The 22,708-nt window shown below is 64.8% G+C and carries 21 protein-coding genes; 17 read left to right on the forward strand and 4 right to left on the reverse strand.

Annotation, left to right across the window (positions count from 1 at the left end):
• Positions 1-48 precede the first annotated feature (48 nt).
• Positions 49-1,875, reverse strand: a complete 1,827-nt coding sequence (gene ggt / locus ACSKT0_RS12665; protein WP_437770126.1) for a gamma-glutamyltransferase — start codon at positions 1,873-1,875, stop codon at positions 49-51.
• A 178-nt stretch (positions 1,876-2,053) separates the two neighbouring features.
• Between ggt and ACSKT0_RS12670 the strand changes: the two genes are divergently transcribed.
• From ACSKT0_RS12670 to ACSKT0_RS12715, 10 genes are all read left to right on the forward strand, one after another.
• A complete protein-coding gene (locus ACSKT0_RS12670) occupies positions 2,054-3,043 on the forward strand; it encodes a LacI family DNA-binding transcriptional regulator (protein WP_345450711.1) in 990 nt (329 codons plus the stop codon).
• A gap of 2 nt (positions 3,044-3,045) precedes the next feature.
• On the forward strand, positions 3,046-4,026 hold the full coding sequence (locus ACSKT0_RS12675) for a 2-hydroxyacid dehydrogenase (protein ID WP_345450713.1): 981 nt from the start codon (positions 3,046-3,048) through the stop codon (positions 4,024-4,026).
• The gene (gene manD / locus ACSKT0_RS12680) at positions 4,023-5,240 is read left to right on the forward strand and encodes a D-mannonate dehydratase ManD (RefSeq protein ID WP_437770127.1); all 1,218 of its coding nucleotides are present in this window, start codon (positions 4,023-4,025) and stop codon (positions 5,238-5,240) included. The genes ACSKT0_RS12675 and manD overlap by 4 nt, the downstream gene beginning before the upstream one ends.
• 3 nt (positions 5,241-5,243) lie before the next feature.
• Entirely contained in the window at positions 5,244-6,773 is a 1,530-nt protein-coding gene (locus ACSKT0_RS12685; RefSeq protein WP_437770128.1) for a mannitol dehydrogenase family protein, read from the forward strand.
• Positions 6,770-7,822: an NAD(P)-dependent alcohol dehydrogenase gene (locus ACSKT0_RS12690; RefSeq protein ID WP_437770129.1), complete on the forward strand. Its 1,053-nt coding sequence runs from the start codon at positions 6,770-6,772 to the stop codon at positions 7,820-7,822. The genes ACSKT0_RS12685 and ACSKT0_RS12690 overlap by 4 nt, the downstream gene beginning before the upstream one ends.
• A gap of 48 nt (positions 7,823-7,870) precedes the next feature.
• On the forward strand, positions 7,871-9,247 hold the full coding sequence (locus tag ACSKT0_RS12695) for an MFS transporter (RefSeq protein ID WP_437770130.1): 1,377 nt from the start codon (positions 7,871-7,873) through the stop codon (positions 9,245-9,247).
• A 77-nt stretch (positions 9,248-9,324) separates the two neighbouring features.
• Positions 9,325-9,999, forward strand: a complete 675-nt coding sequence (locus tag ACSKT0_RS12700; RefSeq protein ID WP_437770131.1) for a bifunctional 4-hydroxy-2-oxoglutarate aldolase/2-dehydro-3-deoxy-phosphogluconate aldolase — start codon at positions 9,325-9,327, stop codon at positions 9,997-9,999.
• The gene (locus ACSKT0_RS12705; protein ID WP_437770132.1) at positions 9,996-10,949 is read left to right on the forward strand and encodes a sugar kinase; all 954 of its coding nucleotides are present in this window, start codon (positions 9,996-9,998) and stop codon (positions 10,947-10,949) included. The genes ACSKT0_RS12700 and ACSKT0_RS12705 overlap by 4 nt, the downstream gene beginning before the upstream one ends.
• Positions 10,946-11,947 (forward strand): DUF4862 family protein, encoded by a 1,002-nt coding sequence (locus ACSKT0_RS12710; RefSeq protein ID WP_437770133.1) that lies wholly within the window; start codon positions 10,946-10,948, stop codon positions 11,945-11,947. Before ACSKT0_RS12705 ends, ACSKT0_RS12710 begins: the two co-directional genes overlap by 4 nt.
• Before the next feature lie 109 nt (positions 11,948-12,056).
• Entirely contained in the window at positions 12,057-13,298 is a 1,242-nt protein-coding gene (locus tag ACSKT0_RS12715) for a serine/threonine-protein kinase (protein WP_437770134.1), read from the forward strand.
• A 100-nt stretch (positions 13,299-13,398) separates the two neighbouring features.
• Here the strand turns inward: ACSKT0_RS12715 and ACSKT0_RS12720 are convergent, their stop codons facing one another.
• Positions 13,399-13,656, reverse strand: coding sequence for a DUF6458 family protein (locus ACSKT0_RS12720; protein WP_078107972.1), 258 nt, complete (start codon positions 13,654-13,656; stop codon positions 13,399-13,401).
• A gap of 224 nt (positions 13,657-13,880) precedes the next feature.
• Between ACSKT0_RS12720 and ACSKT0_RS12725 the strand changes: the two genes are divergently transcribed.
• Positions 13,881-14,222 carry a YegP family protein gene (locus ACSKT0_RS12725; protein ID WP_437770135.1) on the forward strand — a complete coding sequence of 114 codons (342 nt, stop codon included), beginning with the start codon at positions 13,881-13,883 and terminating at the stop codon, positions 14,220-14,222.
• A gap of 68 nt (positions 14,223-14,290) precedes the next feature.
• Here the strand turns inward: ACSKT0_RS12725 and ACSKT0_RS12730 are convergent, their stop codons facing one another.
• Entirely contained in the window at positions 14,291-14,743 is a 453-nt protein-coding gene (locus ACSKT0_RS12730) for a hypothetical protein (RefSeq protein WP_437770136.1), read from the reverse strand.
• Positions 14,744-14,747: 4 nt separating this feature from the next.
• Complete coding sequence (locus ACSKT0_RS12735; RefSeq protein ID WP_437770137.1) at positions 14,748-16,052, reverse strand: MFS transporter; 1,305 nt, start codon at positions 16,050-16,052, stop codon at positions 14,748-14,750.
• A 550-nt stretch (positions 16,053-16,602) separates the two neighbouring features.
• Here ACSKT0_RS12735 and ACSKT0_RS12740 point away from each other — a divergent pair.
• The 6 genes from ACSKT0_RS12740 (at position 16,603) to ACSKT0_RS12765 (ending at position 22,662) form a co-directional block, all read left to right on the forward strand.
• Positions 16,603-17,211, forward strand: coding sequence for a helix-turn-helix domain-containing protein (locus ACSKT0_RS12740; RefSeq protein WP_236810629.1), 609 nt, complete (start codon positions 16,603-16,605; stop codon positions 17,209-17,211).
• Between the two features lie 228 nt (positions 17,212-17,439).
• A complete protein-coding gene (locus ACSKT0_RS12745; RefSeq protein ID WP_437770138.1) occupies positions 17,440-18,822 on the forward strand; it encodes an FAD-dependent oxidoreductase in 1,383 nt (460 codons plus the stop codon).
• Positions 18,819-20,078 carry a CaiB/BaiF CoA transferase family protein gene (locus ACSKT0_RS12750; protein WP_437770139.1) on the forward strand — a complete coding sequence of 420 codons (1,260 nt, stop codon included), beginning with the start codon at positions 18,819-18,821 and terminating at the stop codon, positions 20,076-20,078. The genes ACSKT0_RS12745 and ACSKT0_RS12750 overlap by 4 nt, the downstream gene beginning before the upstream one ends.
• Positions 20,075-20,887, forward strand: coding sequence for an enoyl-CoA hydratase-related protein (locus ACSKT0_RS12755; protein ID WP_437770140.1), 813 nt, complete (start codon positions 20,075-20,077; stop codon positions 20,885-20,887). Before ACSKT0_RS12750 ends, ACSKT0_RS12755 begins: the two co-directional genes overlap by 4 nt.
• Before the next feature lie 57 nt (positions 20,888-20,944).
• Positions 20,945-21,877, forward strand: a complete 933-nt coding sequence (locus tag ACSKT0_RS12760; protein ID WP_437770141.1) for a dihydrodipicolinate synthase family protein — start codon at positions 20,945-20,947, stop codon at positions 21,875-21,877.
• Positions 21,877-22,662 (forward strand): SDR family oxidoreductase, encoded by a 786-nt coding sequence (locus ACSKT0_RS12765; RefSeq protein ID WP_437770142.1) that lies wholly within the window; start codon positions 21,877-21,879, stop codon positions 22,660-22,662. Before ACSKT0_RS12760 ends, ACSKT0_RS12765 begins: the two co-directional genes overlap by 1 nt.
• Positions 22,663-22,708 lie beyond the last annotated feature (46 nt).

A 22,708-nucleotide genomic window follows, 5' to 3' on the forward strand; every position in this document is an offset into this window, starting at 1 on the left:
GGCCCTACCCTCGGTGTCAGCAGCCTGAATGGATTCCGCATTCATCGGTCATCGCGACGGTTTGAGAACCATCGCCGACCCTCCTCCGCGCCGCACTGGCTCTGCGGCAGCGATCATGAGCCCGCCCGGCCTGAATTCGATCGCGGTTGCGGCACCGATCTCCGCCGCCGAAGTGAAAGCGTCGCCGGATGGCGTGAACTGGTGGCCATATGGCGTGAGTTGGTTCCCGTACGCCGTGATGAACTCCGGTTCGGCCGTCACTTTGGCGGTGTTACGTTGAGAGGCGCGCGGGGCAGCGATCGCGTCGGAGATGCTCATGCCCAGGTCCACCCGGTTCAAGATGGTCTGCAGCACCGTGGTGATGATCGTCGATCCGCCGGGCGAGCCGAGAGCGAGGAACGGCTTGCCCTCCTTGAGGATGATGGTCGGGGACATCGAAGAGCGTGGGCGCTTGCCGGGATCGATTCGGTTGGGGTCGCTCGCGCTGTATACGGCCGAGAAATCGGTCATCTCGTTGTTCAGCAGGAACCCGCGTCCCGGCACCACGATGCCTGAGCCGCCGGTCTGCTCGATCGTGAGCGTGTATTCGACCACGTTCCCCCACCGGTCGGCGACTGTCATGTTGGTCGTCGAGATGTTTTCGGTGTCCTTCTCGTTGGCGGGTGCGGCCGCGGAAGCCGGGCACACGCCGTCGAACGTGGAGACATCTCCCGGCGCGACGGGCTTCATGACCGCGTGCAGTGGGTCGATCTTGCAGGCGCGCTCCTTGCCGAACAGCGGGTCAGTGAGCGCGGCGGTGGGAACATCGACGAACGCAGGGTCGCCCACGTACTTTCCACGGTCGGCGAAGGCGAGCGCGCTCGCCTCGAGGTAGTGGTGAAGAGCAGCTGGCTTGGACATCTCAGAAAGGTTGACGGTGTCCAGGATGTTTAGCGCCTCGCCTACCGTGGTACCCCCGCTGCTCGACGGCGCCATGCCGTAGACGTCGAGGCCGCGGTAGTCGACGTGGGTGGGCGCTTGGTCCAGGGGCTCGTATGCCGCGAGGTCGGCTGTGGTCATGTGCCCCACGGGGATGGGCAGCGTGGTGGTCGCGGTCTTGGGCGGGGCTTGGACGGTTGCTGCGATCTCGGCTGCGAGCGGACCGCTGTAAAAGGCCTGTGTGCCCTGCTTCGCGAGGAGCCGGTAGGTCGCGGCGAGGTCGTGGTTCTGGAAGATGCTGCCGACGGCGGGGGCGTCCCCTCCCGGTAGGTACAGATTGCTGGTGGAGCTGAACGCCGCGAAGCGGAGCTTGTTGTCTAGTGTCTGTTGGCGGAAAGTCGGGTCGACGACGAAGCCGCGGGTCGCGACCTTGATGGCAGGCTGGAGGGCGTCGCCAAGACTCAACGTCCCCCAGCGTTCGAGTGCGCGCTCCCAGGTGGCCGCCGTGCCGGGGACGCCTACAGAGACCCCGCTGGTGACGAGTTCGGGGGTGAAGTTGTACGGCTTCCCTGTGGCGGGATCGATGAACGCGTCATGCGGCATCGCCGCCGGGGCGGTCTCGCGCCCGTCGATGGTGCCGATCTTTCCGGTCTTCGCGTCGTAGAACACGAAGTATCCGCCACCGCCGATCCCGGCACTGTACGGTTCGGTCACGCCCAGCGTCGCGGCGGCGGCGACGGCGGCGTCTGCTGCGTTGCCGCCCTTGCGGAGAACCTCGATGGCGGCAGCGGATGCTTCAGGGTCTACGGTGCTGACCGCGCCGCCGTATCCGGTGGCGGTGGCGGTCTTTTCAGTCTGGCGCGGATCGGCAAAGGCGGGGTTGGCGACGGCGCCGCTCGTCACGCTCAGCGCGAGTACTGCCGTCATGGTGGCCAGTCGAAGTCTGCGATGTGACATGGTCGCTCCTCAAATGGTGGTGCGAGATGGGTGGGGCCACCCTACTCCGCGGCTACGCGAGGCTCAACGGGTCCAGCAAACCCGGCAGCCCCAACAACCTCGTGCAAATCATTGACAAACTTGTACAAGTCTTTCCATACTTGCAGGACAAGGTTTCAACGAAGCAACTGGAGGACAGATGTCGGCAAAACTCACGGATGTCGCAAAGCTGGCAGGGGTGTCCCTGGCAACGGCGTCGCGGGCATTCGGAGACCCCGGCCGCCTGGCAGCCGAAACGCGGCAGAAGGTCATGGCCGCGGCCGAACAATTGGGTTACGACGTGCCCGGAGTAACTGGCAGCCGGACGTTCGGCGTCATCGTCCCGGACATTTCTAATGCGGTGTTCGCCGCCCTCATCAAGGCCATCCAGGACCAGGCCTGGCACGGCCGCCACCGGATGGTCCTCGCCGACACCTCCGAATCGTCCTCACGGGAACAGGCACACCTCGAATCCTTCGCCACGGGCGTGGACGGCATTATCCTCTGCTCGCCCCGCCTGCCTTCCGAGCAGATTCACCATCTCGCGGGTAGCGCGCCGCTCGTAGTCATCAATGGAGAGGCGGAGCACGCCGCACGGGTGCTCATGGAGGCCGGCGAGGGAATCCGCCAAGCCGTCGAGCATCTCTACGCCCTCGGCCACCGCAAGCTCGCCTACATTCCCGGGCCCGCGTCGTCATGGGCCAACGGCCAACGCCGTGCAGCGATCACCCGCTTCTGCGCCGACTGGGGCATCGAACTCGTCACCGTGGGGAACCAGAATGCAACCGTCGACGGCGGACTGGCCGCAGCAGCGTCGGTGGTCGCCAGCGGCGCCACCGCAGTGATTGCATACAACGATCTGGTCGCCATCGGCATGCTCGCCGGCGCCCGGACCCTCGGCTACCACTGCCCGGAGGACATCAGCGTTGTCGGTATCGACGACCTCGACATTGCCGCCGCGGCAGAACCCGGACTCACCTCTGTCCGGGTACCCATTGACCGAAGCGGCGCCCTCAGCCTTGAGCTCCTCCTCGAGCAGATGGCCGGAAAGCCCACAGCAACGGAAGCCGTCCACCTCAGTTCACAACTCATCGTGCGTGGCTCCACCTTTGCTGCGCGCACCGCAGAGCAAGCCCTCCAGGGAAAGTAACCATGAGAATCGTCATCGCAGACCCCAACCTGATGCCCCACCGCTCCACTTTCGAGGCCGCGCTCCCCGAGGGCGCCCTTACCTCCTGGCACGACAGCTGGAGCGAGCATGCAGTACTCACCGACCTCAAAGATGCCGACGTCTACGTCGGGCCACGCTTCACCGAGGCCATGGGCGCGGCCGCCGGCAATCTGCGGCTTGTGCACGTTGGCGGTGCCGGCTACGACGGCATCGACGCCTCCGCTTTGCCCGTCGGTGCGGTCTGCGCGAACACCTTCCACCACGAAAGTTCCATTGCCGAACATATCGCCACCGTTTTGGTGGCGCTCCGCCGCAACTTGCTTGGCCAGGACGCGGCACTTCGGAGCGGCGTCTGGTCTTCGTCTGTCTATTCCTCAGGGATCCGCCAGCCGGAAACACTCCGCGGTGCCGTGGTCACATTCCTCGGATTCGGGCACATCGGCGGCGCCGCATGGTCGCTCCTCAAGGCCTTCGGCGCCGAAGGTATCGCTATCACCCGCAGCGGCAGCGTGGACGCAAAGGCCAACTCCCTGCGCTGGGCAGGCACCACCGAACGCCTCGGCGAGGCGCTCAGTGAATCGGACATCCTGGTGGTCAGCATCCCGCTCTCGGAGCAAACCACCGGCATCATCGGCGCGGCAGAACTCGACGACCTCGGGCCGGACGGCTTGCTCGTCAACATTGCCCGCGGACCCGTCGTCGACGAAGCCGCACTCTACGAAGCCCTGAAAGACCGGCGGATCGCGGGGGCCGCGATCGACGTCTGGTACCAATACCCGGGAACTGACGGCCGCGGCGAACCGTCCACCCTCCCGTTCGGCCGGCTGGACAACATCATCATGACCCCGCACTCCTCCGGCGTCACCGCAGAGACTTTCCGCAGCCGCGCACTCGAGATCGCCGAAAACATCACCCGTCTTTCCACAAACCAGCCGCTTAAGAATGTAGTGATTTCCCGATGACCCGAAAAATCGTCGACGTCGACGTCCTGGTAACCAGCCCGAGCCGCAACTTCGTCACCCTCAAGATCACCACCGACGACGGCATCGTCGGTTGGGGTGACGCCACACTGAACGGCCGCGAGCTCTCCGTCGCGAGCTACCTCCGCGATCACCTCGGCCCGGCCCTGCTCGGCAGGGACGCGGACCGCATCGAAGACACCTGGCAATACTCTTATAAAGGCGCGTACTGGCGGCGCGGGCCGGTGACCATGGCCGCGATCGGCGCCATCGACCTCGCCCTCTGGGACATCAAAGGCAAGGCCCTCGGTGTTCCCGTCTACCAGCTCCTGGGCGGCGCAGCCCGCGACAAGATCCTCACGTACACGCACGCCACCGGCTGGGACCTGCCCGAACTGTTGGACTCGATTGACCAGCGCCGTGAACAAGGCTTCCGCGCCGTCCGCGCCCAGTCCGGCGTCCCCGGGCTCGACAAGGTTTACGGCGTCACCAAGGGTGCCGCGAGCTACGAACCCGCCGGTCGCGGTGCCGGACCTGTCGAAGAAGACTGGGACACCGGCGCCTACCTGCGCCACGCACCAAAGATCCTCAGCGCAGTCCGTGAGCACGTCGGCCCCGAGCTCAAGCTCCTCCACGACGTCCACCACCGCCTCAACCCCACCGAGGCAGCCCGTCTGGCCCGCTCCTTGGAAGACGTGGACCTCTTCTGGCTCGAAGACGTCACCCCCGCGGAGAACCAGCGTTTGCTCCGCACGCTGCGCCAGCAGTCCACCATTCCTTTGGCCATCGGCGAAGTCTTCAACACCGTCTGGGATGCCGAGTTGCTCATCACTGAACGGCTCATCGACTACATCCGCACCGCCGTCGTACATGCCGGAGGCATCTCCCACGTCCGGAAGATCCTGGCCTTCGCTGAGGTGTACCAAATCAAGGGCGCACCCCACGGCCCGTCCGATGTCTCCCCCATCAACCTGTCCGCATCGCTGCACCTCGGCCTGGCCACGAGCAACTTCGCCATCCAGGAATACATGGGCTACGACCCCAAGGTGTCCGAGGTCTTCCAATCCAGTTTCCGTTTCGAAGACGGTTACCTGCACCCTGGCGAAGAGCCCGGTCTGGGCGTCCAGGTAGACGAAGATGCCGCAGCGCGCTTCCCGTACAAGCAGGCCTATCTGCCCATCGCCCGGGAGCTCGACGGCTCCATGAAGGACTGGTGACCCATGGCCACGCCACGCCTCCCCCAGCTGAACGCCGAAACACCCGGAGTCCTGCGCCGAACCGTCGCCCCGGCACCCGCACCCGGCATCGTGCACCTCGGCTTCGGAAACTTCCATCGCGCGCACCAAGCGGTCTATACGGATGCCGCCGTCGCGGCGCAGGGCGGCGACTGGGGAATCATTGGGATTTCCAGCCGTTCCTCAACCATCACCGATGCCATGCACGCCCAGGACATGCTCTACACCGTCGTCGAAATCTCGCCCGACGGATCCAAGTTCTCGACCCCGCGCGTGCATACGGACGCCTTTGTCGCGGCACAGGAACCACAACGCGTCGTGGCCGCCATTGGCGCCGAGACCACGCGCATCGTATCCCTGACGGTCACCGAAAACGGCTACACCTACAGCCCCGCGACTGGCTCCTTGAACGTTGCCGATCCTGACGTCCGGCACGACCTCGCGAACAGCTCAGTCCCCCGGACGCCGATCGGGCAGATCGTCCGCGGACTCCAGCAGCGGGCGCGCACCCATGGCAAAGCAGTGACGGTCCTCAGCTGCGACAACCTCGCGGACAACGGGCACCACACCCAACGCCTGGTACGCGAATTCGCATCACTGCTCCCGGCCGGCGAGGCCGCCGAGACGGTCCAGTGGATCGATGCCAACGTCACCTTCCCCTCGTCCATGGTGGACCGGATCGTACCCGCCACGACGGACCACTACCGCAGCCTCGTCGCCGAGCAACTCGGCTACGCTGACCAGATCCCCGTGCCAGCCGAGCCCTTCACAATGTGGATCCTGGAGGACAACTTCATAGCGGGCCGCCCGGCCTGGGAGGCTGCGGGGGCTATCTTTACTGACGACGTCGCGGCGTATGAGCAGCTCAAGGTCCGGCTCCTGAACGGCACCCACTCGCTGATCGCCTACCTCGGAGCCCTGTCCGGTGCAGCCACCATTCCGGCCGCCACGGACATGGCCTACATTGAAACCGCCGCGCGCCGCGTACTCCGTGATGAGTACCTGCCGAGCGTGACGGTGCCCGCCGCCGTCGACGTCGACGCTTACGAGGAGCAACTCTTCTCGCGTTGGCGCAACTCGGCACTAGGGCACCGGACCAGCCAGGTGGGCAGCGATGGCTCCGTCAAACTCCGCCAGCGGATCCCGACTCCTGCCTTGGAAATGCTCGACACCGGTGCGATGCCCCACTACCTCGCGCTCACCGTCGCCGCGTACCTGTCGTGCATCGCGCCCCTTCAGGGATTCGACCCCGGCAACCACGCCAACGAGATGCAAGATCCCGCCCGGGAAACACTCCAGGAGCTCGCAACGGGATCCACGTCCGGAAGGGACCTCGCAGCCAAGGTACTCGGCGAACACCATCTTCTCGGCGACGAACTCGCGACTCGTGAAGACTTCATCCGCCGCACTGGTGAGCTGATCGACATCATCCACCGGCACGGCCCGCTCGCCGCCGCAAGCGCGGCCGCCGAGTCAACCTCACTTCTTCCCGCACAGACCCGGAGCATCCGATGACCACCCAAGCAATCCGCCGCGCCGACGGATCCTCCGTGCCGCTGACCACTGAAGCGGCCGTCCTCCACGGAGCGGGCGACATCCGCATCGAACACAAACCCCTGAAGACCCTCGGACCGAACGATGTCCTCGTCGAGATGCGCTCGGGCGGCATCTGCGGCTCGGACATGCACTATTTCGCCGACGGCCGCAACGGCACCAACGTCCTTCGCCACCCCACGGTTCTCGGCCATGAAGGTGCGGGCGTCGTCATCGCCCGCGGTGAGGCGGCCAGCATCGCCGCGGGCACCGCCGTCGTGATGGAACCCGCGCTGCCGTGCCGGAACTGCCCCACGTGCCTCTCCGGACGCTACAACCTCTGCCCGACGGGGACGTGCTTCGGATCCCCGCCCACCGACGGGCTGTTCGCCCGCCACGTGGTGGTGCCCGAAGCGGCGCTTCACGTTCTTCCGGACGGCATCCCTGCCGAGGTCGGGGCAGCGATCGAACCGCTTGCCGTCGCCGTCTGGGCGGTTGAACGCGCCCACGTGCAGGCCGGACACCGGGTGCTGATCACGGGCGCAGGGCCGATCGGCCTGCTCGTGGCGCAAGTGGCGGCCTCCCGCGGCGCGTCAGAGATCGTCGTGACCGACGTCAACGACGACCGCCTGGCTGTTGCCGCCCGGTTCGGCGCCACCCGGACCATCAACAACTCGGTGTCGCCCTTGGATCTGAAAGACATGGATTGCCTGATCGAATGCTCAGGCAACACCCGTGCACTGGCCGACGGCATCCTGACACTCGCCCCGGCCGCCCGGGCAACCGTCGTCGGCCAGGCCCGCCCCACCGTCGACGGGATCCCGCTCGGTTTCCTGCAACGCTTTGAAATCGACCTGGTGACCGCGTTCCGGTACGCCAACGCCTTCCCGACGGCGATCCAGCTCGCCTCCTCAGGGGTAGTGGACCTCCGGTCAATCATCACCGCAACATTTCCCCTCGCCAACGCGGCGGCCGCACTCACGGCCCCCGTGACAGACCCCACCAACCTCAAGGTCCTCATCACCTACTGACTCGGCCCAAGTACGGGCCAGCGGACATCCATTCAAAGGAGTATGGAAATGACCACAGCAGCAAACCTCCCGCCCACGCCGGTGGACCAAAGCAAAGTCCGGAAGGCAGCCATCGCCGGACTCATCGGCACCACGCTTGAACTGTACGATTTCGTCATCTACGGCACAGCGTCGGCACTCGTCTTCAGCAAGCTCTTCTTCCCCAACATTTCGCCCGCGGCGGCGCTGCTGGCCAGTTTCAGCACCTTCGCCGTCGGATTCCTGTTCAGGCCCCTCGGCGGGATCTTCTTCTCCCATTTCGGCGATCGACTCGGCCGCAAGTGGGTCCTGGTAGTCACCCTGCTGCTCATGGGAGGAGCGACGCTGGCAATCGGGCTCCTGCCGACCTTCGGCCAGGTAGGTCTCCTTGCCCCGATCCTGCTGTGTGTCTGCCGCGCTGCCCAGGGCTTCGGCGCCGGAGCGGAGCAATCGGGCGGCGCAACGCTGCTCACCGAATCCGCCGCGCCTGGAACCCGAGGCAAGCTGGCGTCCCTCATCATGGTCGGCGCCGCCGCCGGAACGGCGCTCGGAGCACTCGTGTGGATCGCAGCCCAGTCGCTGGCACCCAACGACATGCTCACGTGGGGCTGGAGGCTCGTCTTCTTCTCCAGCATCTTCGTCACCATCGCCGCGCTGGTCATCCGACGCAAGCTGGACGAATCGCCGGTCTTCGAAGAGATCAAGCAGGCCCGCACGGAACCTCCGGCACCCCTGCGGGAAGTTGCCAAATACGGCAAGGCCAACGTCCTGCGCGTCATCCTGATGAACCTCGGCGTCAGCACCCAGTCCTACACCATCCAGGTGTTCATGGCCTCGTACCTCATTACCGTGATCGGAACGGACCCGAAGTTCATTCCTCCCGTGCTCCTTATCGGTTCGCTCTGTGGCGGAGTCGCGGCGGTGTCCTTCGGAATCCTTTCCGACAAGATTGGACGCCGACGCGTGGTCTCACTCATCACCGGGGCACTCATCCTCTTCCCTGCCCCCGCGTTCCTGCTGCTGACCACGGGCTCGCCGGTAGCCATCGTATTGGTGATCGTGGTCGGATTCGTCCTGGCATGCCAAGGCGTTGTGGGCGTGCACATGAGCTATTTCCCTGAAATCTTCGGCAGCCGTTACCGCTACGCAGGTGTCACCTTGGGGCGCGAGTTCTCGTCCATCATCGGCGGAGGCATCGCTCCCATGATCTGCGCGGCGCTGCTGGGGATGTTCAGCAACTCGTGGATCCCCGTGGCGATCTACATGTCCCTGACCATGCTCATCAGCTTCATCGCGACCCGCATGTCACCGGAAACCCTCAACCGCGATTTGACCGACCCTGAGGATGCAGCACACGGCAAAAGCGGGGTTGTCACGGTGACCTCCGAAGCGCAGCACGTCCAGTAGCACCCGAAGGGCTCCCGACGGCCGCGAGTGCCGCCGTCGGGAGCCCCCGCCAACCAACCACCGTACGAAGGACATCTATGTTCCGTCCCGAAACCCCGGGCACCGACTCCCGCGCAGCCCCGTCCGCCATACTCCGCGACTCCAGGGTCGTTGCAGTGCTGAGGGCCCGGCACGCGAAGGACTACGCCCCCGTCATCGAGGCCCTCCGGGAAGGCGGTGTGTTCAGTATCGAGCTGACCCTGAGCACGCCGGGAGTATTCGAGGAACTTCCCCTGCTCCGGGAGCGGTTCGGCGAATCCGTGGAAATCGGCGTCGGCACGGTGACGACGGCTGCCGAGGCGGAAACGGCACTCGACCTGGGCGCCGCGTACGTCGTTACGCCCGTCACCGAACCGGACGTCATCACCGCCTGCACCCGACGCGGGGTGCCCGTCTTTCCTGGCGGGCTCACCCCCACCGAGCTCCACACCGGTTGGAAGCTGGGCGCCACAGCCGTCAAGGTCTTCCCCGCCTCCACGGTCGGGCCCGGCTACATATCGCAACTCCGCGGCCCCTTCCCCGACATTCAGGTGGTCCCTTCCGGCGGTGTCAATATCGAAGACGTGCCGGCATGGATTCGTGCAGGAGCATTGGCAGTCAGTCTCGGAGGACCGCTCCTCGGCGACGCCTTCAAAGGCGGGAGCCTGGCTGAACTGACCGCACGGGCCCGACGGGTCCGAAACTTCGTTGATGAGGCACGTGAATCCCTATGAGTCACGGAACATATGTCGTCACCCTTGGGGAAACCATGGCGCTCATGGCTTCGGACAAGGCCGGCCCGCTTGCCCATGCGTCCACCATGAGCCTCGGCATCGGAGGCTCTGAGTCCAATGTTGCCATCGGCCTGCAACGTTTGGGTGTCCAGGCCGTCTGGTGCGGCCGGATCGGCGCGGATTCCCTCGGCCAGCTTGTAGCACGGGAGATCCGCGCTGAGGGCGTGGATGTCCGCGCCATAGTCGACGACGACGCGCCCACGGGTCTGATGATCAAGGAACGTCGGACCCCCACAGCCCAGAAAGTTGCGTATTACCGTTCCGGCAGTGCAGGCTCACGGATTGTCCCCGACGACGTCGACGAACGGCTGATTGCCGGGGCCGCCCTGCTCCACGTCAGCGGAATCACCCCGGCGCTTTCTCCGCAAGCCGCTTCCACCCTTCAGTACGCTATCGCCGCGGCCAAATCATCCGGTGTTCCGGTCTCTTTCGACCTGAATTACCGTAGTAAGCTCTGGAGCACCGAGGCCGCCGGAAGCGCCTACCGCGAAATTATCCCGGACGTCGACATCGTTTTCGCCGGTCTCGAAGAGGCCGAACTCGCAGTCGGGACAGTCCGCGACGCCGAGGAGGCCGCCAGACGCATCGCGGCCATGGGGCCCAGCCAAGTGCTTATCAAGTTGGGCGCAGACGGCGCCTTGGCATTCGTCGACGGCAAGGTCTTCAGACAGGGCGCACTGGTCATCGTTGCCCTCGATACCGTGGGTGCCGGAGACGCGTTCGTCGCGGGCTACCTGGCCGAATTCGTCGGAGGCTTGGAGGCTGAGGAGCGTCTTCAGACAGCCGTCAGCACAGGTGCTTTTGTGTGCCTCGTCCCCGGCGACTGGGAGGGGCTCCCCCGGCGCGATGAACTGCCGCTCCTCGGGAACCATGAACCGGTCAGTCGATGAGCAAATTCTTCATAGGGGCCTATGCGGCAGCACCAAGCTTGAACGGTTGGGATCCGTCGGCTGAAGGCAAGTTCCTCAAATCTGTCTTGGAACTGGACGGCGTTGCCGGCCTCGAAGTCCCCTTCGCGGGGAAGCTGCACAAGGACGACGAATCCTGGTTATTGCGGCAGCTGCCAGAGCAAGCAGACTTCATCGTGACCACCATTCCCGGGACCATGGCCCGCCTTGGCTCAGACCCCGGCTTCGGCCTGGCCTCAACTTCCAATGCCGGGCGCAAGGCGGCAATCGACTTCATTCGAGAGGCGCTGAACGCCGCCGGAAGGCTCAACGAGAGCCTTGCCCGAGCCGCGGTTGTTGCCGTTGAGATCCATTCAGCGCCTTGGGCAGATGGACAGGCGGCTTCTGCGGCCGCCTTGGCCGACTCGCTGAAGGAAATTTCTGACTGGCAGTGGAACGGTGCGCGGATTGTGCTTGAGCACTGTGATGCATTTGTCCCTGGGCAAGTGCCTTCCAAAGGATTTCTCCCGCTCCACGTTGAAGCGGAAACAGTGCACGGGGTAAACGAGTCAAGCGGCCGATCCATGGGCATTGCCGTCAACTGGGGGCGGTCCGTGATTGAGCAACGCAACCCGGATGCCGCTCTGGAGCACATCGACTTCCTTCGCGGGAATGACCTGCTCGGAGGGTTTGTGCTCTCAGGCTGCGCAGCGGTTGATACCCGGTACGGTGCGGCCTGGGCCGATGTGCACGTACCTCCTGCGCCTCCAACCTCGCTGCCCGCCCGTCCGGACGTCGAATCGCCTGGGGACCTGGATGTCCTCGAGTCGGGGTCCCTCTTGACGGCTAACCGCATTGAGGAATGCCTGCGCGCGGCGGGTCCGGCGTCCGGCAAGGATTTTCGGGGAATCAAAGTTGCCGCCCCTCCGCACGCAACAGTGGAGCAGCGCGTGGCAGTCATCTCGAAAACGCTCGATCTGGCCCGCGCTGCCGAACAGTAACCTTCCCCTAGGGCCGGACGATTACCCCAGAGGGGACGAATGTCCATGGCCCGGCAAGGGGGCCTAGACTGTACGGGCTCCGTCGGTTCGAAGAAAGCGAGGTGAAACCGTGCCTGATGGCCTTATTGCTGGAGACAGCGATGCCCTTGTAGCTGGTCGGTACCGGTTGGGAACCTTGATCGGCCGCGGCGCCACCGCGTCGGTGTACCGGGCGCAAGATGAGAGGCTAGGCCGCGACGTGGCGCTGAAGCTCTTTTCTCCCCTGCTCGGCGGGCCGGACGAGCTTGCCCGGCATGAAAACGAGATGCGGCTCCTGGCGACTTTCAATCATCCCTCACTCGTCACTCTCTTCGACGCCGGTACCGACGATCGGGACCCAGAGCATGCCCGGACATTCCTCGCCATGGAACTGATTCACGGTCCGGACCTGTATGCCGGATTGCGGGGCCGACCGCTGTCGCCCCGGGACGTAGCCCATATAGGAGCGGATCTGGCTTCGGCCCTGGACTACGTCCATGGGCGCGGGATCATCCACCGCGATATCAAACCCGCGAATGTCCTCCTGCCTGATACCCCTGTAGGATCCCCCATCCGGCCCAAGCTCACAGACTTCGGGATCGCCCGCATCATGGAGGGAACGCGCCTGACCGCAACAGGCACGATGGTGGGAACCGCAGCATACCTGAGCCCGGAACAGGCCACCGGCTCTGTCCTCGGACCGTCAAGCGATATCTACTCCCTCGGACTCCTCCTCCTCGAATGCCTGACCGGAAAGCTCGAATACCCGGGAACCAGCGTGGAGTCGGCCGTCGCGAGGCTCCACCGCCCACCCCGTGTACCGGAGGCCCTGGGGGCGCGCTGGGTTGACCTCCTCACCGCCATGACATTGACTGAACCTTCTGCGCGGCCTGGCGCACTAGAGGTTGAGCAAGCACTTCGGAGTGCCTTCGGTTCCGGCGTCCCAGCGGCGATACCCGCTGGCGCCAACGGAGCCACGCAGGCTCTTCCGCGCATGCCCGACCGCCCGCCCCGCACCGCCAAGGCAACCATCCAGATGCGGGTGCAGCCCGAGGCAACGGCGAGGCGAGGGAAGCCCGTAAGCCGCGCGCGCAGATCGGCGTTAGCTGTCGCCGCCGCACTTCTGGCCGCCGCCCTGGTGATCGTTGGCGTGAGCGCCTTCCAGTCGCCTGCTCCCGCGGCCCCGGACCCGTCCGTCTCGGCAACGCCCACGCCCAACACCCCTACGCCGACGCCCTCACCGAGCATTGAGCCATCCACGCCGGCTGCGCCTGTTCCGGTGGCACCGGCACCGGGACATCACAAGAGCAACGGCAAGGGAAGTGGCGGTTAGGAACCGGCGCCTGTTCCTGGCCTGAGCTGCCACAAGCCGTCCGGGTGCATCGAAAAGGGGAGGGCCGGCACGCCGACCCTCCCCTTTGTTCCTGCTGTTGCTAGATTCCGCCGTCGCGGGTGTCCCGGGTCACGATGCGGTCCCCCGTGACCGGGTCAACTGTGGCGCGGCTTTCGCTGATTCGGCGGGTCCGGCGCGGGCCGAACACGAAAAGGGAAACGATCAAGCCGATGACGCCAACGACCATCAGGATGTAGCCGACCATATGGAGGTCGATGAAAGACACGACATCTCCGGGGATGGCGAAGGCCAGAATGGCGCCTATCGCGATAAGGAAGATGGATGATCCGATACCCACTGCTGTACCTCCTGCTGAACCGCGGACCCGGCGGTGGCGGGTATTACTAAGGTTACTTTGCATCGCCAAAGCTACACGTCAGCACTGCATCCGGCAACCACATTCCGCTCGGATCGCGGCATCCGAGCGGCATATCGGCTAAAACACTAAGGGTGCTTTGCTTTTTGGTGGCCGCCGGGTACGGTCAATGAAGGACGATATGTCTCTATTGGGGAGGTCAGCCAATGGCTGGGAAGTTTGAACTGTTTGTCGATGCCCGGGAACGCTACAGGTTCCGGCTGAAGGCAGCAGACGGGACCGTCATGGCGGTCTCGAAGGATTTTGAGACCAAACGCGCCGCAGTTGTGGGAATCCGCGAAGTGCGGGCATGTGCGGGAATGGGACTGATCACGGACCTGTGTCCGAGCCAGCCGGCCGCATCAGGGGCGGCACCGGAAGCCTCCTCCCCTGCCTTGGCCGAGGCCGGGCCTCCCCGGGGCCGGAATTGGCTTGGCCGAACGTCTATCGTTCGCAAGCGCGGCCACAAAGCACTGACGTCCAAGAGATGGCTTGACCGGGTCGAATAGTACCGGTCGAATAGCACCGAACTGAAGAAATGGCCGGGACTCATGAGTCCCGGCCATTTCCATTGCATTCAGTAGGACGTCATGGCTTCCGGCGGTTGGGTGGTCCATTCGGTCTCGGTGGCCCGCATCCAGGGATACGGCAGGAGTTCCTCCAAGCCGACGCTTCCAACCTCTCCCCCGGCATCAACCAGGACAGTTGCCTCGGGCCCATAGTTCCGCAGCAGTTCCCGGCAAACGCCGCAAGGATTGGTGACCTGGGGTTCGCCGTGTGGGTCCATGCTCACTGCGACGGACGACCGGATCGAGGCTTCCTGCGCGATGCGGGCATTCGCGAGGGCACTGGATTCGGCGCACACGTTGATTCGTTTCGAGCCGATGTGAAGGCCCAGGTAGATCGTCCCTGACTCGCCCCGCATGGCCGCGGCCACCCGGTGGTTCTCGCCGTGGTGAGCCGTGAGAAGCAGCTGACGGGCCGCGGTGTAGAGCTCCACATCGGACTCGCTGAGGTCAAACGAGATCATATTCCTAGCTCCCAATGAAAATTCCGTTCTTCCGCCGGGCGAGCACGTAGAACACAATGCTCAACACGGACAGCACGGCGACATAAACCGGGAAGATCCACGATGCATTCATGGACTGGAGCCAGACCAGGAGGTAGGAGGCCGTGCCGCCGAAGATGGCGACGCCGATTCCGTAACCGAGGGAAGTTCCGGCGCCGCGGCAGGCCTTGGGCATCAGGGAACTCGTGACGACGTTGTAAAGGGTCATGTTCAGGACCAGAACAACCGAGCCGCCGAGGAGGACCGCGGCGAATCCGCCGATGCCCGGACGGACGTACATGAGCATCAGGAAGACCGAAGGAATGGACAGCGCGCGGGTGATCAGGAACCACTTGGAAATGGACTTGCCATCGGCGAACTTGCCGACCACCAGGCTGCCGACTACCAGCACGACGCCAAGAATGGTGGTGAGGGCGAAGACAGCCGTGGCGTCTTCCTTAAAGCCGCTGCGAGCCGCGGTGGGCAGTCCCGTATTCCAGGCGTAGTTGTAGGCTTGCGCCGCCCCAACGACGAAGGTGATGGCCAGCACGCTCAGCCAATGCTTGCGCACCCCGCCCCAAACAGCTTTCGAGGAGTTCTCCGCAAGCTCCTCGGGCCGCATGGTTTCCGGAAGGGTCCGGCGAAGGTAGACCACGACAAAGCCGAAGATTGCCCCCACGATGAAGGGAACGCGCCAACCCCAGTCGGCCATGACGGTCCCGCTCAGCATCAGGCTGCACAGGTAGCTGACCAGCGAGGCGAGGAGGATGCCCGAGTTGACGAAGAAGGAAATGATGCCTGCGACGAACCCTTCGCGCCCCGCGGGAACCAGTTCGACGGCGTGTGCGGTGGAAAGCGGAGCTTCAACACCGGTGGAGATGCCCTGCACGATGCGGCAGATCAGGAGGATGACGCCGGCAGCGCCACCGATCTGCTGGTAGGTCGGGCATAGGGCGATGATCAGCGTGGTGACTGCCATCATCATGATGGACCAGAGCATCACTTTTCGACGGCCGATTCTGTCGGCGAAGGTACCGAGCAGGACGCCACCGAGCGGACGGAACGCGAAGCCGACGGCGAAGACCGCCAAGGCGTTAAGGGTTGCGGCGGTGGGGTCCTGCGAGGGGAAGAACTTTGGCCCGATGAAGGCCGACAGGAGTCCGAAGACCATCCAGTCGTACCATTCAAGGGTGTTCCCGAGTCCGAGGCCCAGCAGCCCGCGGCGGATTTCCGGAGAGAGCCGGGATTTCCGGGCGCTCTCCGGGCCATTCTTGACGACAGTGTCAGTCATGATTCTTTCCTTCCTCCGCACCTTCGCGGTGCGTGAGGGTACGGATCACCGTTGCCACCCAGGGGGTATGGACGGTGATCGAAACTATCATTTTGGCTTGGTCCGGCGGGGCCGAACCAGCTCACCTCATGGGAAGCGAGTTAGCCCAGATAGCTACGCGTGCCTCTTCGTAGCGCTTTGAAGCAAACGGGGACATCCAGTCCGGTAAGGGGAGCGTGGATGGCTTGCTTGGATGCCGCAGGATCAGTAGGGAAACACGAGGGTGGACGTGGGGCTGGGCTGGGCCTTCCGCCAGAAGGCTGAAGCGCCCGCGTCTGTCGATCGTGTTGCAAACTTCCCCACGTGATGCGACTCACTTAACTATATTGAAGATATTCACCAGGTCAATGCTTTTTGATAAATAGCCCTCGCCGCGCCGCGAGCAGTGAGGAGTCCGCCGCCGCAGGACGCCGCTCAGTTCGGGCGGAGAAGAAAATTTCACCAAACCATTGATTCGCTAAAATTTTTCACTATAGTTATGTGAGTCAGCTCACCGAGAGAAAGCTGGATCATGACCAACGAGATCATCACGGCATCCTCACCGGCCGGCACGAGCGCGCTTCTGGCAACTGTCGGCAACAAGGTCCGCACGATGCGCAAGGACAAGGGGATGACCCTGTCCAAACTCTCGGAAATCACCGGTCTCAGCCCGGCGATCGTCAGCCAGATCGAACGTGGGCTGGCCAATCCATCATTCACCACTTTGGCACAGCTGGCCCACGGCCTGGACATTCCCGTCGGGAAATTCTTCATCGGTCAGGAAGAGACCAGATCGCCGGTTGTCCGCAAGGCCGAACGGCGAAACCTCAAAGGCGTCACCAAGAAGTCCGTGGGCGAGGCCGTTTACGAGCTCCTGACCCCGGACCTCAACGGCGCCTTGGAGGCCCAATGGATCGTGAGCCCGCCAGGCCACGACACCAGCGCCACTCCTTTCCGCCACAGCGGCGAGGAATTCGGGATCATCCTCTCGGGAAGGAAAGACATCTTCCTGGACGGCCAGTGCTACACGCTTGAGGCGGGCGATTCGATCACTTTCTCGTCGGATACGCCTCACTGGTACAAAAACAGCTACGAAGAGGTATGCGTAGCAATATGGGTCAACGCCCCTCACGTGTGGTGATCACCCGGCGCTAGCCGCCGCCTGCTCCCATACACGCACGGACCCTTGGACGTCCGTTCGCAAAAATCTCTATTTCCGTGTCCAGGTCCCGCGGGACCTCTACTCGTCATGCCCTCCGCCCGGGCCTGGTTCGCTGCGTGCATCGCCGCGAACTCCTCCCGGGCACCTCGTCTACACCCCGGCAACCGTTCCAACGGCATGCCCGCCGGGAAGTAAGGATCCTCCTCCATGAACTCCTTTGCCAGCACATCGTCACTGGAACTCAGTACGACGACGGCGGATCTCACCGCGCCCGTCATCTCCCGCTCCGCCGTCCTCGTGGTCGGCGGTGGGCCCGCCGGCGTGGCCGCCGCGGTCACCGCAGCACGTTCCGGCGCATCCGTCACGCTCCTGGAGCGCTACTCCTCGCTCGGCGGACTCGCCTCCGGAGGCATGGTCCTGGTGCTCGACGACATGATCAACGGCCAGGAAATCACGGTCACTGGCATCGTTTCGGAGTACGTCGAACGGCTGCAGAAGCTCGGCCTTGCGGTTGTCCCGCCCGCCGATGACCGCAAGACCTCCGAGGAACTCTGGAACAAGTGGGGCCGCTACGGCACCTTCGACTTCCACTCACACACGAACCCCAAGCCGATTTGCTACGCCGCTGCCTTCGACCCCGACGGCTGGAAGCGGGTCTCCAACGACCTCGTCCGCGAAGCCGGAGTCAACCTCCGCCTGCACTCCTGGTTCTCCCGCCCGATCGTGGACAACGGCGTCATCAAGGGTGTCATTTGCGAGACCAAGTCCGGCCCGCAGGCGTTCATGGCGGACATCGTCATCGACACGACCGGAGACATCGACGTCGCCTCCCGTGCCGGCGCCAGCCACATCAAGGACAGCTACCTCACCACGCTCGTTTTCCGCCTGGGCAACGTTGACACCGCTGCCGCCGAGGCTTTCGAGCAGGCCAACCCGAAGGAAGCCCGCGCCATCAACCGCACCATCAAGCGCCTCCTCGGCGGCGCCTGGGAACTGTGGTGGCTCAAGACACCCATCGACGGCGTCGTCTGGTGCAACGCTCCCCACATGACCGGATACGACGGCGTGGACCCAGCGGACATGACCGCCGCCGAGTTCGCCGCACGGGACCGGATCACCGAGGCCGTTGAGTACGTCCGCGCCCACCTGCCGGGCTTTGAGAACTGCTACATGCTGGACGTCGCCTCCCAAATGGGCGTAAGGCAAACCCGCCTGCTCGAGGGCGAATACGTCATGACGAAGGACGACGTCACCTCCCGCCGCCACTTCGCGGACACCGTGGCCCGCGGCCGCGATTACTACTACCCGTACCGCTCGCTGCTTCCCAAGGAAGTAGACCAACTGCTCGTCGCCGGGCGCCACTACTCGGCCACCCCGGAAGCACAGAAGATGTCCCGCGAGATCCCGCCCTGCATGGCCATGGGCCAGGCAGTCGGCGTCGCCGCGGCTCTGGCGGTCGAGAACGGTACCCTTGTCCGCGAGGTTTCCGCGCTGGACATCCAGCAGGGCATGCGCCGGCACGGTGCAGACCCGGGCGACGTCCCGTCGTCGAACGCTACCCTTGACAGCGAAGTGGCGGTGGGGGCATGAGCACCGACACCCTTCTCGATGAGTTTGAGGAAACCACGACGGCGGCGCCTGGCGCCGCTGCCAAGCCCAACGGCATCCCGCTCCCCCTCGACGGCACCAAGATCGTGGACTTCACCCAAGTGTTCATGGGACCGTCCTGCACCCAGCTGCTGGGCGACTACGGCGCGGACATCATCAAGGTGGAACGTCCGGGCGCCGGCGACATCTCGCGCAACTCGTTCCCGGACAAGGACGGCCAGGACAACCCCATTTTCCTGTCCATCAACCGGAACAAGCGAAGCGTTTCCGTGGACACCCGCACCGACGAGGGCAAGGCCGTCCTCCGCCGGGTCATGGCCGACGCCGACGTCGTCGTCAGCAACTTCCGTTCCGGCGTGATGGAGCGGATGGGCTTCGGCTATGAGGAACTGAAAGCCGCGAACCCGGGCATCATCTGGGCCTCCGGCACGGGCTTCGGCCCGGTTGGGCCGTACTCCCACAAGGGGGGCCAGGATGCGATCGCACAGGCGTACTCGGGCGTGATGTGGCGGCGCGAGTCCGACGACATGAAGCCGGCCATCTACCCCACCACGCTGTGCGACTACATCACCGGCATGCACCTCATGCAGGGCATCCTGCTGGCGTTGCGCACCCGGGAGACGTCCGGCGTCGGGCAAAAGGTCGAGGTGACCATGTACGACTCCATGCTGCACTTGCAGATGCAGGAGGCATGCATGCAGCTCAACCGCGGCTACGAAGTCAATTGGGGCGCCATGCCGCTGAGCGGCGTCTTTGAAACCACCGACGGCGCCGTCTGCATGGTAGGCGGTTTCACCCCCGACCCGCTCGCGCGGATTTCCGAAGCGCTGGGACTGGATGAAGACCTCACCCAGCGGCCGGAGTTCGCCAACCTTGAGCAGCAGTTCAAGCACAAGCCGGCCCTGCAGGCGATTTTCCGGGAGCGCATCGCCACGAACACCACCGAGTACTGGACCAACCAGTTGGAAAGCCAAGGCCTGCTCAACGCCCCCGTCCACACCCTGGAACAGGCCTTGGCCGATGCGCAGACCGAGGCCAACGGCATGATCGTCGAGGCCGAGCACCCGGGCGTCGGCACCGTGAAGATGCTCAACGCCCCCATTCGCTTGTCTGCTACCCCGCCTTCCATCCGGCGCGTGGCGCCGCGGCTCGGCGAGCACAACGTTGAGGTCCTCCTGGAGAACGGCTTCGACGCTGAAACCATCGAGCGCCTGCAGAAATTGGGAGTTCTCCGGTGACTGCTTCGATAGAAGAGAAGGCAATCGTGGACCAGGTCACGCTGGCCATCGAGAACCACGTGGCCACAGTGGTGATCGACCGCCAGCACGTGCTCAACGCGGTGGACGGGACTGCCCAGGCCAGGCTCAATGACATCTGGAACCAGATCGAAGCTGATCCTGCCGTGCGCGCCGTCGTCATCACCGGTGCCGGCACGCGGGCGTTCTGCGTCGGCGCGGACATGTCCGCCTCCGCCGTGGACAAGACCGGCCTGCAGTACTGGGCGGAGCTTGACCCCAACGGTTTCGGCGGACTGAGCCTGCGGACGAGCCTGGACATTCCGGTCATTGCCCGGGTGAACGGCTATGCGCTGGGCGGCGGCATGGAGATCGTGCTCGGCGCCGACATCGTCGTTGCCGCGGACACGGCCCGCTTCGGCCTCACCGAACCGCGGGTCGGGCGCCTGGCGCTCGACGGCGGCATCCATCAGCTGGTGCGCCGCGTCCCCTATACGCAAGCGATGGGCCTGCTCCTCACCGGCCGGAAGGCCGATGCTGCAGAGATGCAGTCGATGGGCCTCGTCAACGAAGTTGTTCCGGCTGGGGAGCTCGACGCCGCGGTGCAGCGCTGGGTCGACCAGATCCTCGCCTGCGCGCCGAGCTCCGTCCGGGCCGTCAAACAAATGGTCAGCAGGACGAGCCACTTGAGCGCCGCGGAAGCCCGCGGCCTCAGGCTGCCGGCCCTCATGGCCGCCCTCGACAGCGAAGACTCCGCCGAAGGCGTACGCGCTTTCCAGGAAAAGCGCCCGCCTGTGTGGCCGGGCCGCTGAATGCAGCACGAACAGATGCAAGACCCCGAACTTCAGCACGTAAGGAAGGACAATCCAATGCGGGAAGCACTACCACCCGGAGTGTGGGGCGTCGTCGCCACGCCATTCCAGGCCAGCACCCTCGATCTGGACACCGACAGCCTGGCCCAGTTGGTGGAGCACTATGAATCCATCGGCGCCACAGGGCTGACTGTCCTGGGTGTCTTCGGCGAGGCCGCCGCCCTGACCGCAGCGGAGCGCAGCCTGGCGCTGGAAGTTGTCGTCGAAGAAACCCGATTGCCCCTCGTGGTCGGTGTGACCTCGCTCTTCACGGGCACGGCTGTCGAAGAAATCCGCGCTGCCCAGGCCGTGGCGGGAAACCGGATCGCGGCAGTCATGGTGCAGGCAAATTCGGCACGCCCGGAAGTGGTGATCGCGCACCTGAACGCCATCCACCAATCCACCGGCGCCAAAGTTGTCCTGCAGGACTACCCGGTGGCCAGCGGTGTCAGCATCAGCACGGAAGCGCTCATTTACGTGGTCCAGGCGTGCAAGTTCGTTATCGCAGTCAAGGCTGAGGCCCCGCCCACCAGTGTGGCCATCGCCCAACTGGCGGCCGCCGTCGAGGTCTCCGTGTTCGGTGGGCTGGGCGGTCAGGGGCTCCTCGACGAGCTGGTGGCCGGCGCTGCCGGCGCCATGACGGGGTTCTCCTACCCGGAAGCCCTCGTGGCCTGCGTCCGCGCCTGGCAGTCGGGTGGCTACGACGCCGCCCGGGACGCATTGCTCCCGTACATGCCACTCATCAACTTCGAGCAGCAGGCCCGGATCGCCCTGGCGGTCCGGAAGGAGTGCTTCCGTGAACGGGGCCTCATCAAGGACTCCGGCGTCCGCCCGCCCGCGGCTCCTTTCCCGGAGGTCCTCAGGAACGGAATGCTGACGCATCTGGCAGAAGCAGCCCGCGCTTTGGATCTCTCGCTCGCCCCCACCGCCCACACAGCAGGAAGGCTCTGATGGACTTCGGAATCAGTGGAAAGACCGCATTCGTCGCCGCCTCCACGGGAGGGCTGGGACTGGCTGTCGCCCGCGGCCTCGCGGCCGAAGGCGTCCGGGTTGCCATCACCGGCCGCCGGGGCGAGCTGGCCGAGAAGATCGCGGCGGAGCTGGAGGCAGACGGCCACAGCGCCGTGGCTGTTGAAGCGGACCTCAGTACCGCGGACGGAGTGACCGCCGCCGTCGAACGCGCCGTGGAACTTCTCGGTCCCATCGACATCCTCGTCCTCAACGGCCCCGGCCCCAAGCCCGGGGCAGCCGCGAGCCTTGGCGCCGACGACATCGCGGCGGCGTTCGAGTTGCTCGTGAAGCCGCACCACGCCCTTGTCTCGAGGATCCTTCCGGGGATGCGGGAGCGGCGCTGGGGACGGATCCTGGCCATCGGATCCAGCGGAATTGTGGCACCCCTGCCCAACCTCGCCGTCTCCAACACAGGCCGCGCAGCATTGGCCGGGTACCTCAAGACGCTTGCGGCGGAAGTGGCCCTCGACGCCGTCACAGTCAACATGATCTTGCCCGGACGCATCGCCACCGATCGCGTCGCCGAACTGGACCGGGCGGCGGCCAAACGCCGCGGCACCACGCCTGAGGAGATCCAACTCGAATCCCGCAAGACCATTCCAGCCCGACGGTACGGCGAACCGGAGGAGTTCGGTGCCGCCGGCGCGTTCCTCTGCAGTGCCCCGGCTTCCTACATCACCGGCGTCGCGCTTCGCTGTGACGGAGGCCTGATCCGGAGCCTCTAGGCGCCGATCTCCGCCCGAACAGCCCTAATGCCCAATCCCAACCGCT

Origin of the sequence: Arthrobacter sp. KNU40 (assembly GCF_051515115.1) — a bacterium.
Classification (GTDB): domain Bacteria; phylum Actinomycetota; class Actinomycetes; order Actinomycetales; family Micrococcaceae; genus Arthrobacter.

Coding starts and splice junctions, on each gene's coding strand:
- ggt (WP_437770126.1), bottom strand. CDS start 1,875: ATGTCACATCGCAGACTTCGACTGGCCACCATGACGGCAGTACTCGCG.
- ACSKT0_RS12670 (WP_345450711.1), top strand. CDS start 2,054: ATGTCGGCAAAACTCACGGATGTCGCAAAGCTGGCAGGGGTGTCCCTG.
- ACSKT0_RS12675 (WP_345450713.1), top strand. CDS start 3,046: ATGAGAATCGTCATCGCAGACCCCAACCTGATGCCCCACCGCTCCACT.
- manD (WP_437770127.1), top strand. CDS start 4,023: ATGACCCGAAAAATCGTCGACGTCGACGTCCTGGTAACCAGCCCGAGC.
- ACSKT0_RS12685 (WP_437770128.1), top strand. CDS start 5,244: ATGGCCACGCCACGCCTCCCCCAGCTGAACGCCGAAACACCCGGAGTC.
- ACSKT0_RS12690 (WP_437770129.1), top strand. CDS start 6,770: ATGACCACCCAAGCAATCCGCCGCGCCGACGGATCCTCCGTGCCGCTG.
- ACSKT0_RS12695 (WP_437770130.1), top strand. CDS start 7,871: ATGACCACAGCAGCAAACCTCCCGCCCACGCCGGTGGACCAAAGCAAA.
- ACSKT0_RS12700 (WP_437770131.1), top strand. CDS start 9,325: ATGTTCCGTCCCGAAACCCCGGGCACCGACTCCCGCGCAGCCCCGTCC.
- ACSKT0_RS12705 (WP_437770132.1), top strand. CDS start 9,996: ATGAGTCACGGAACATATGTCGTCACCCTTGGGGAAACCATGGCGCTC.
- ACSKT0_RS12710 (WP_437770133.1), top strand. CDS start 10,946: ATGAGCAAATTCTTCATAGGGGCCTATGCGGCAGCACCAAGCTTGAAC.
- ACSKT0_RS12725 (WP_437770135.1), top strand. CDS start 13,881: ATGGCTGGGAAGTTTGAACTGTTTGTCGATGCCCGGGAACGCTACAGG.
- ACSKT0_RS12730 (WP_437770136.1), bottom strand. CDS start 14,743: ATGATCTCGTTTGACCTCAGCGAGTCCGATGTGGAGCTCTACACCGCG.
- ACSKT0_RS12735 (WP_437770137.1), bottom strand. CDS start 16,052: ATGACTGACACTGTCGTCAAGAATGGCCCGGAGAGCGCCCGGAAATCC.
- ACSKT0_RS12740 (WP_236810629.1), top strand. CDS start 16,603: ATGACCAACGAGATCATCACGGCATCCTCACCGGCCGGCACGAGCGCG.
- ACSKT0_RS12745 (WP_437770138.1), top strand. CDS start 17,440: ATGAACTCCTTTGCCAGCACATCGTCACTGGAACTCAGTACGACGACG.
- ACSKT0_RS12750 (WP_437770139.1), top strand. CDS start 18,819: ATGAGCACCGACACCCTTCTCGATGAGTTTGAGGAAACCACGACGGCG.
- ACSKT0_RS12760 (WP_437770141.1), top strand. CDS start 20,945: ATGCGGGAAGCACTACCACCCGGAGTGTGGGGCGTCGTCGCCACGCCA.
- ACSKT0_RS12765 (WP_437770142.1), top strand. CDS start 21,877: ATGGACTTCGGAATCAGTGGAAAGACCGCATTCGTCGCCGCCTCCACG.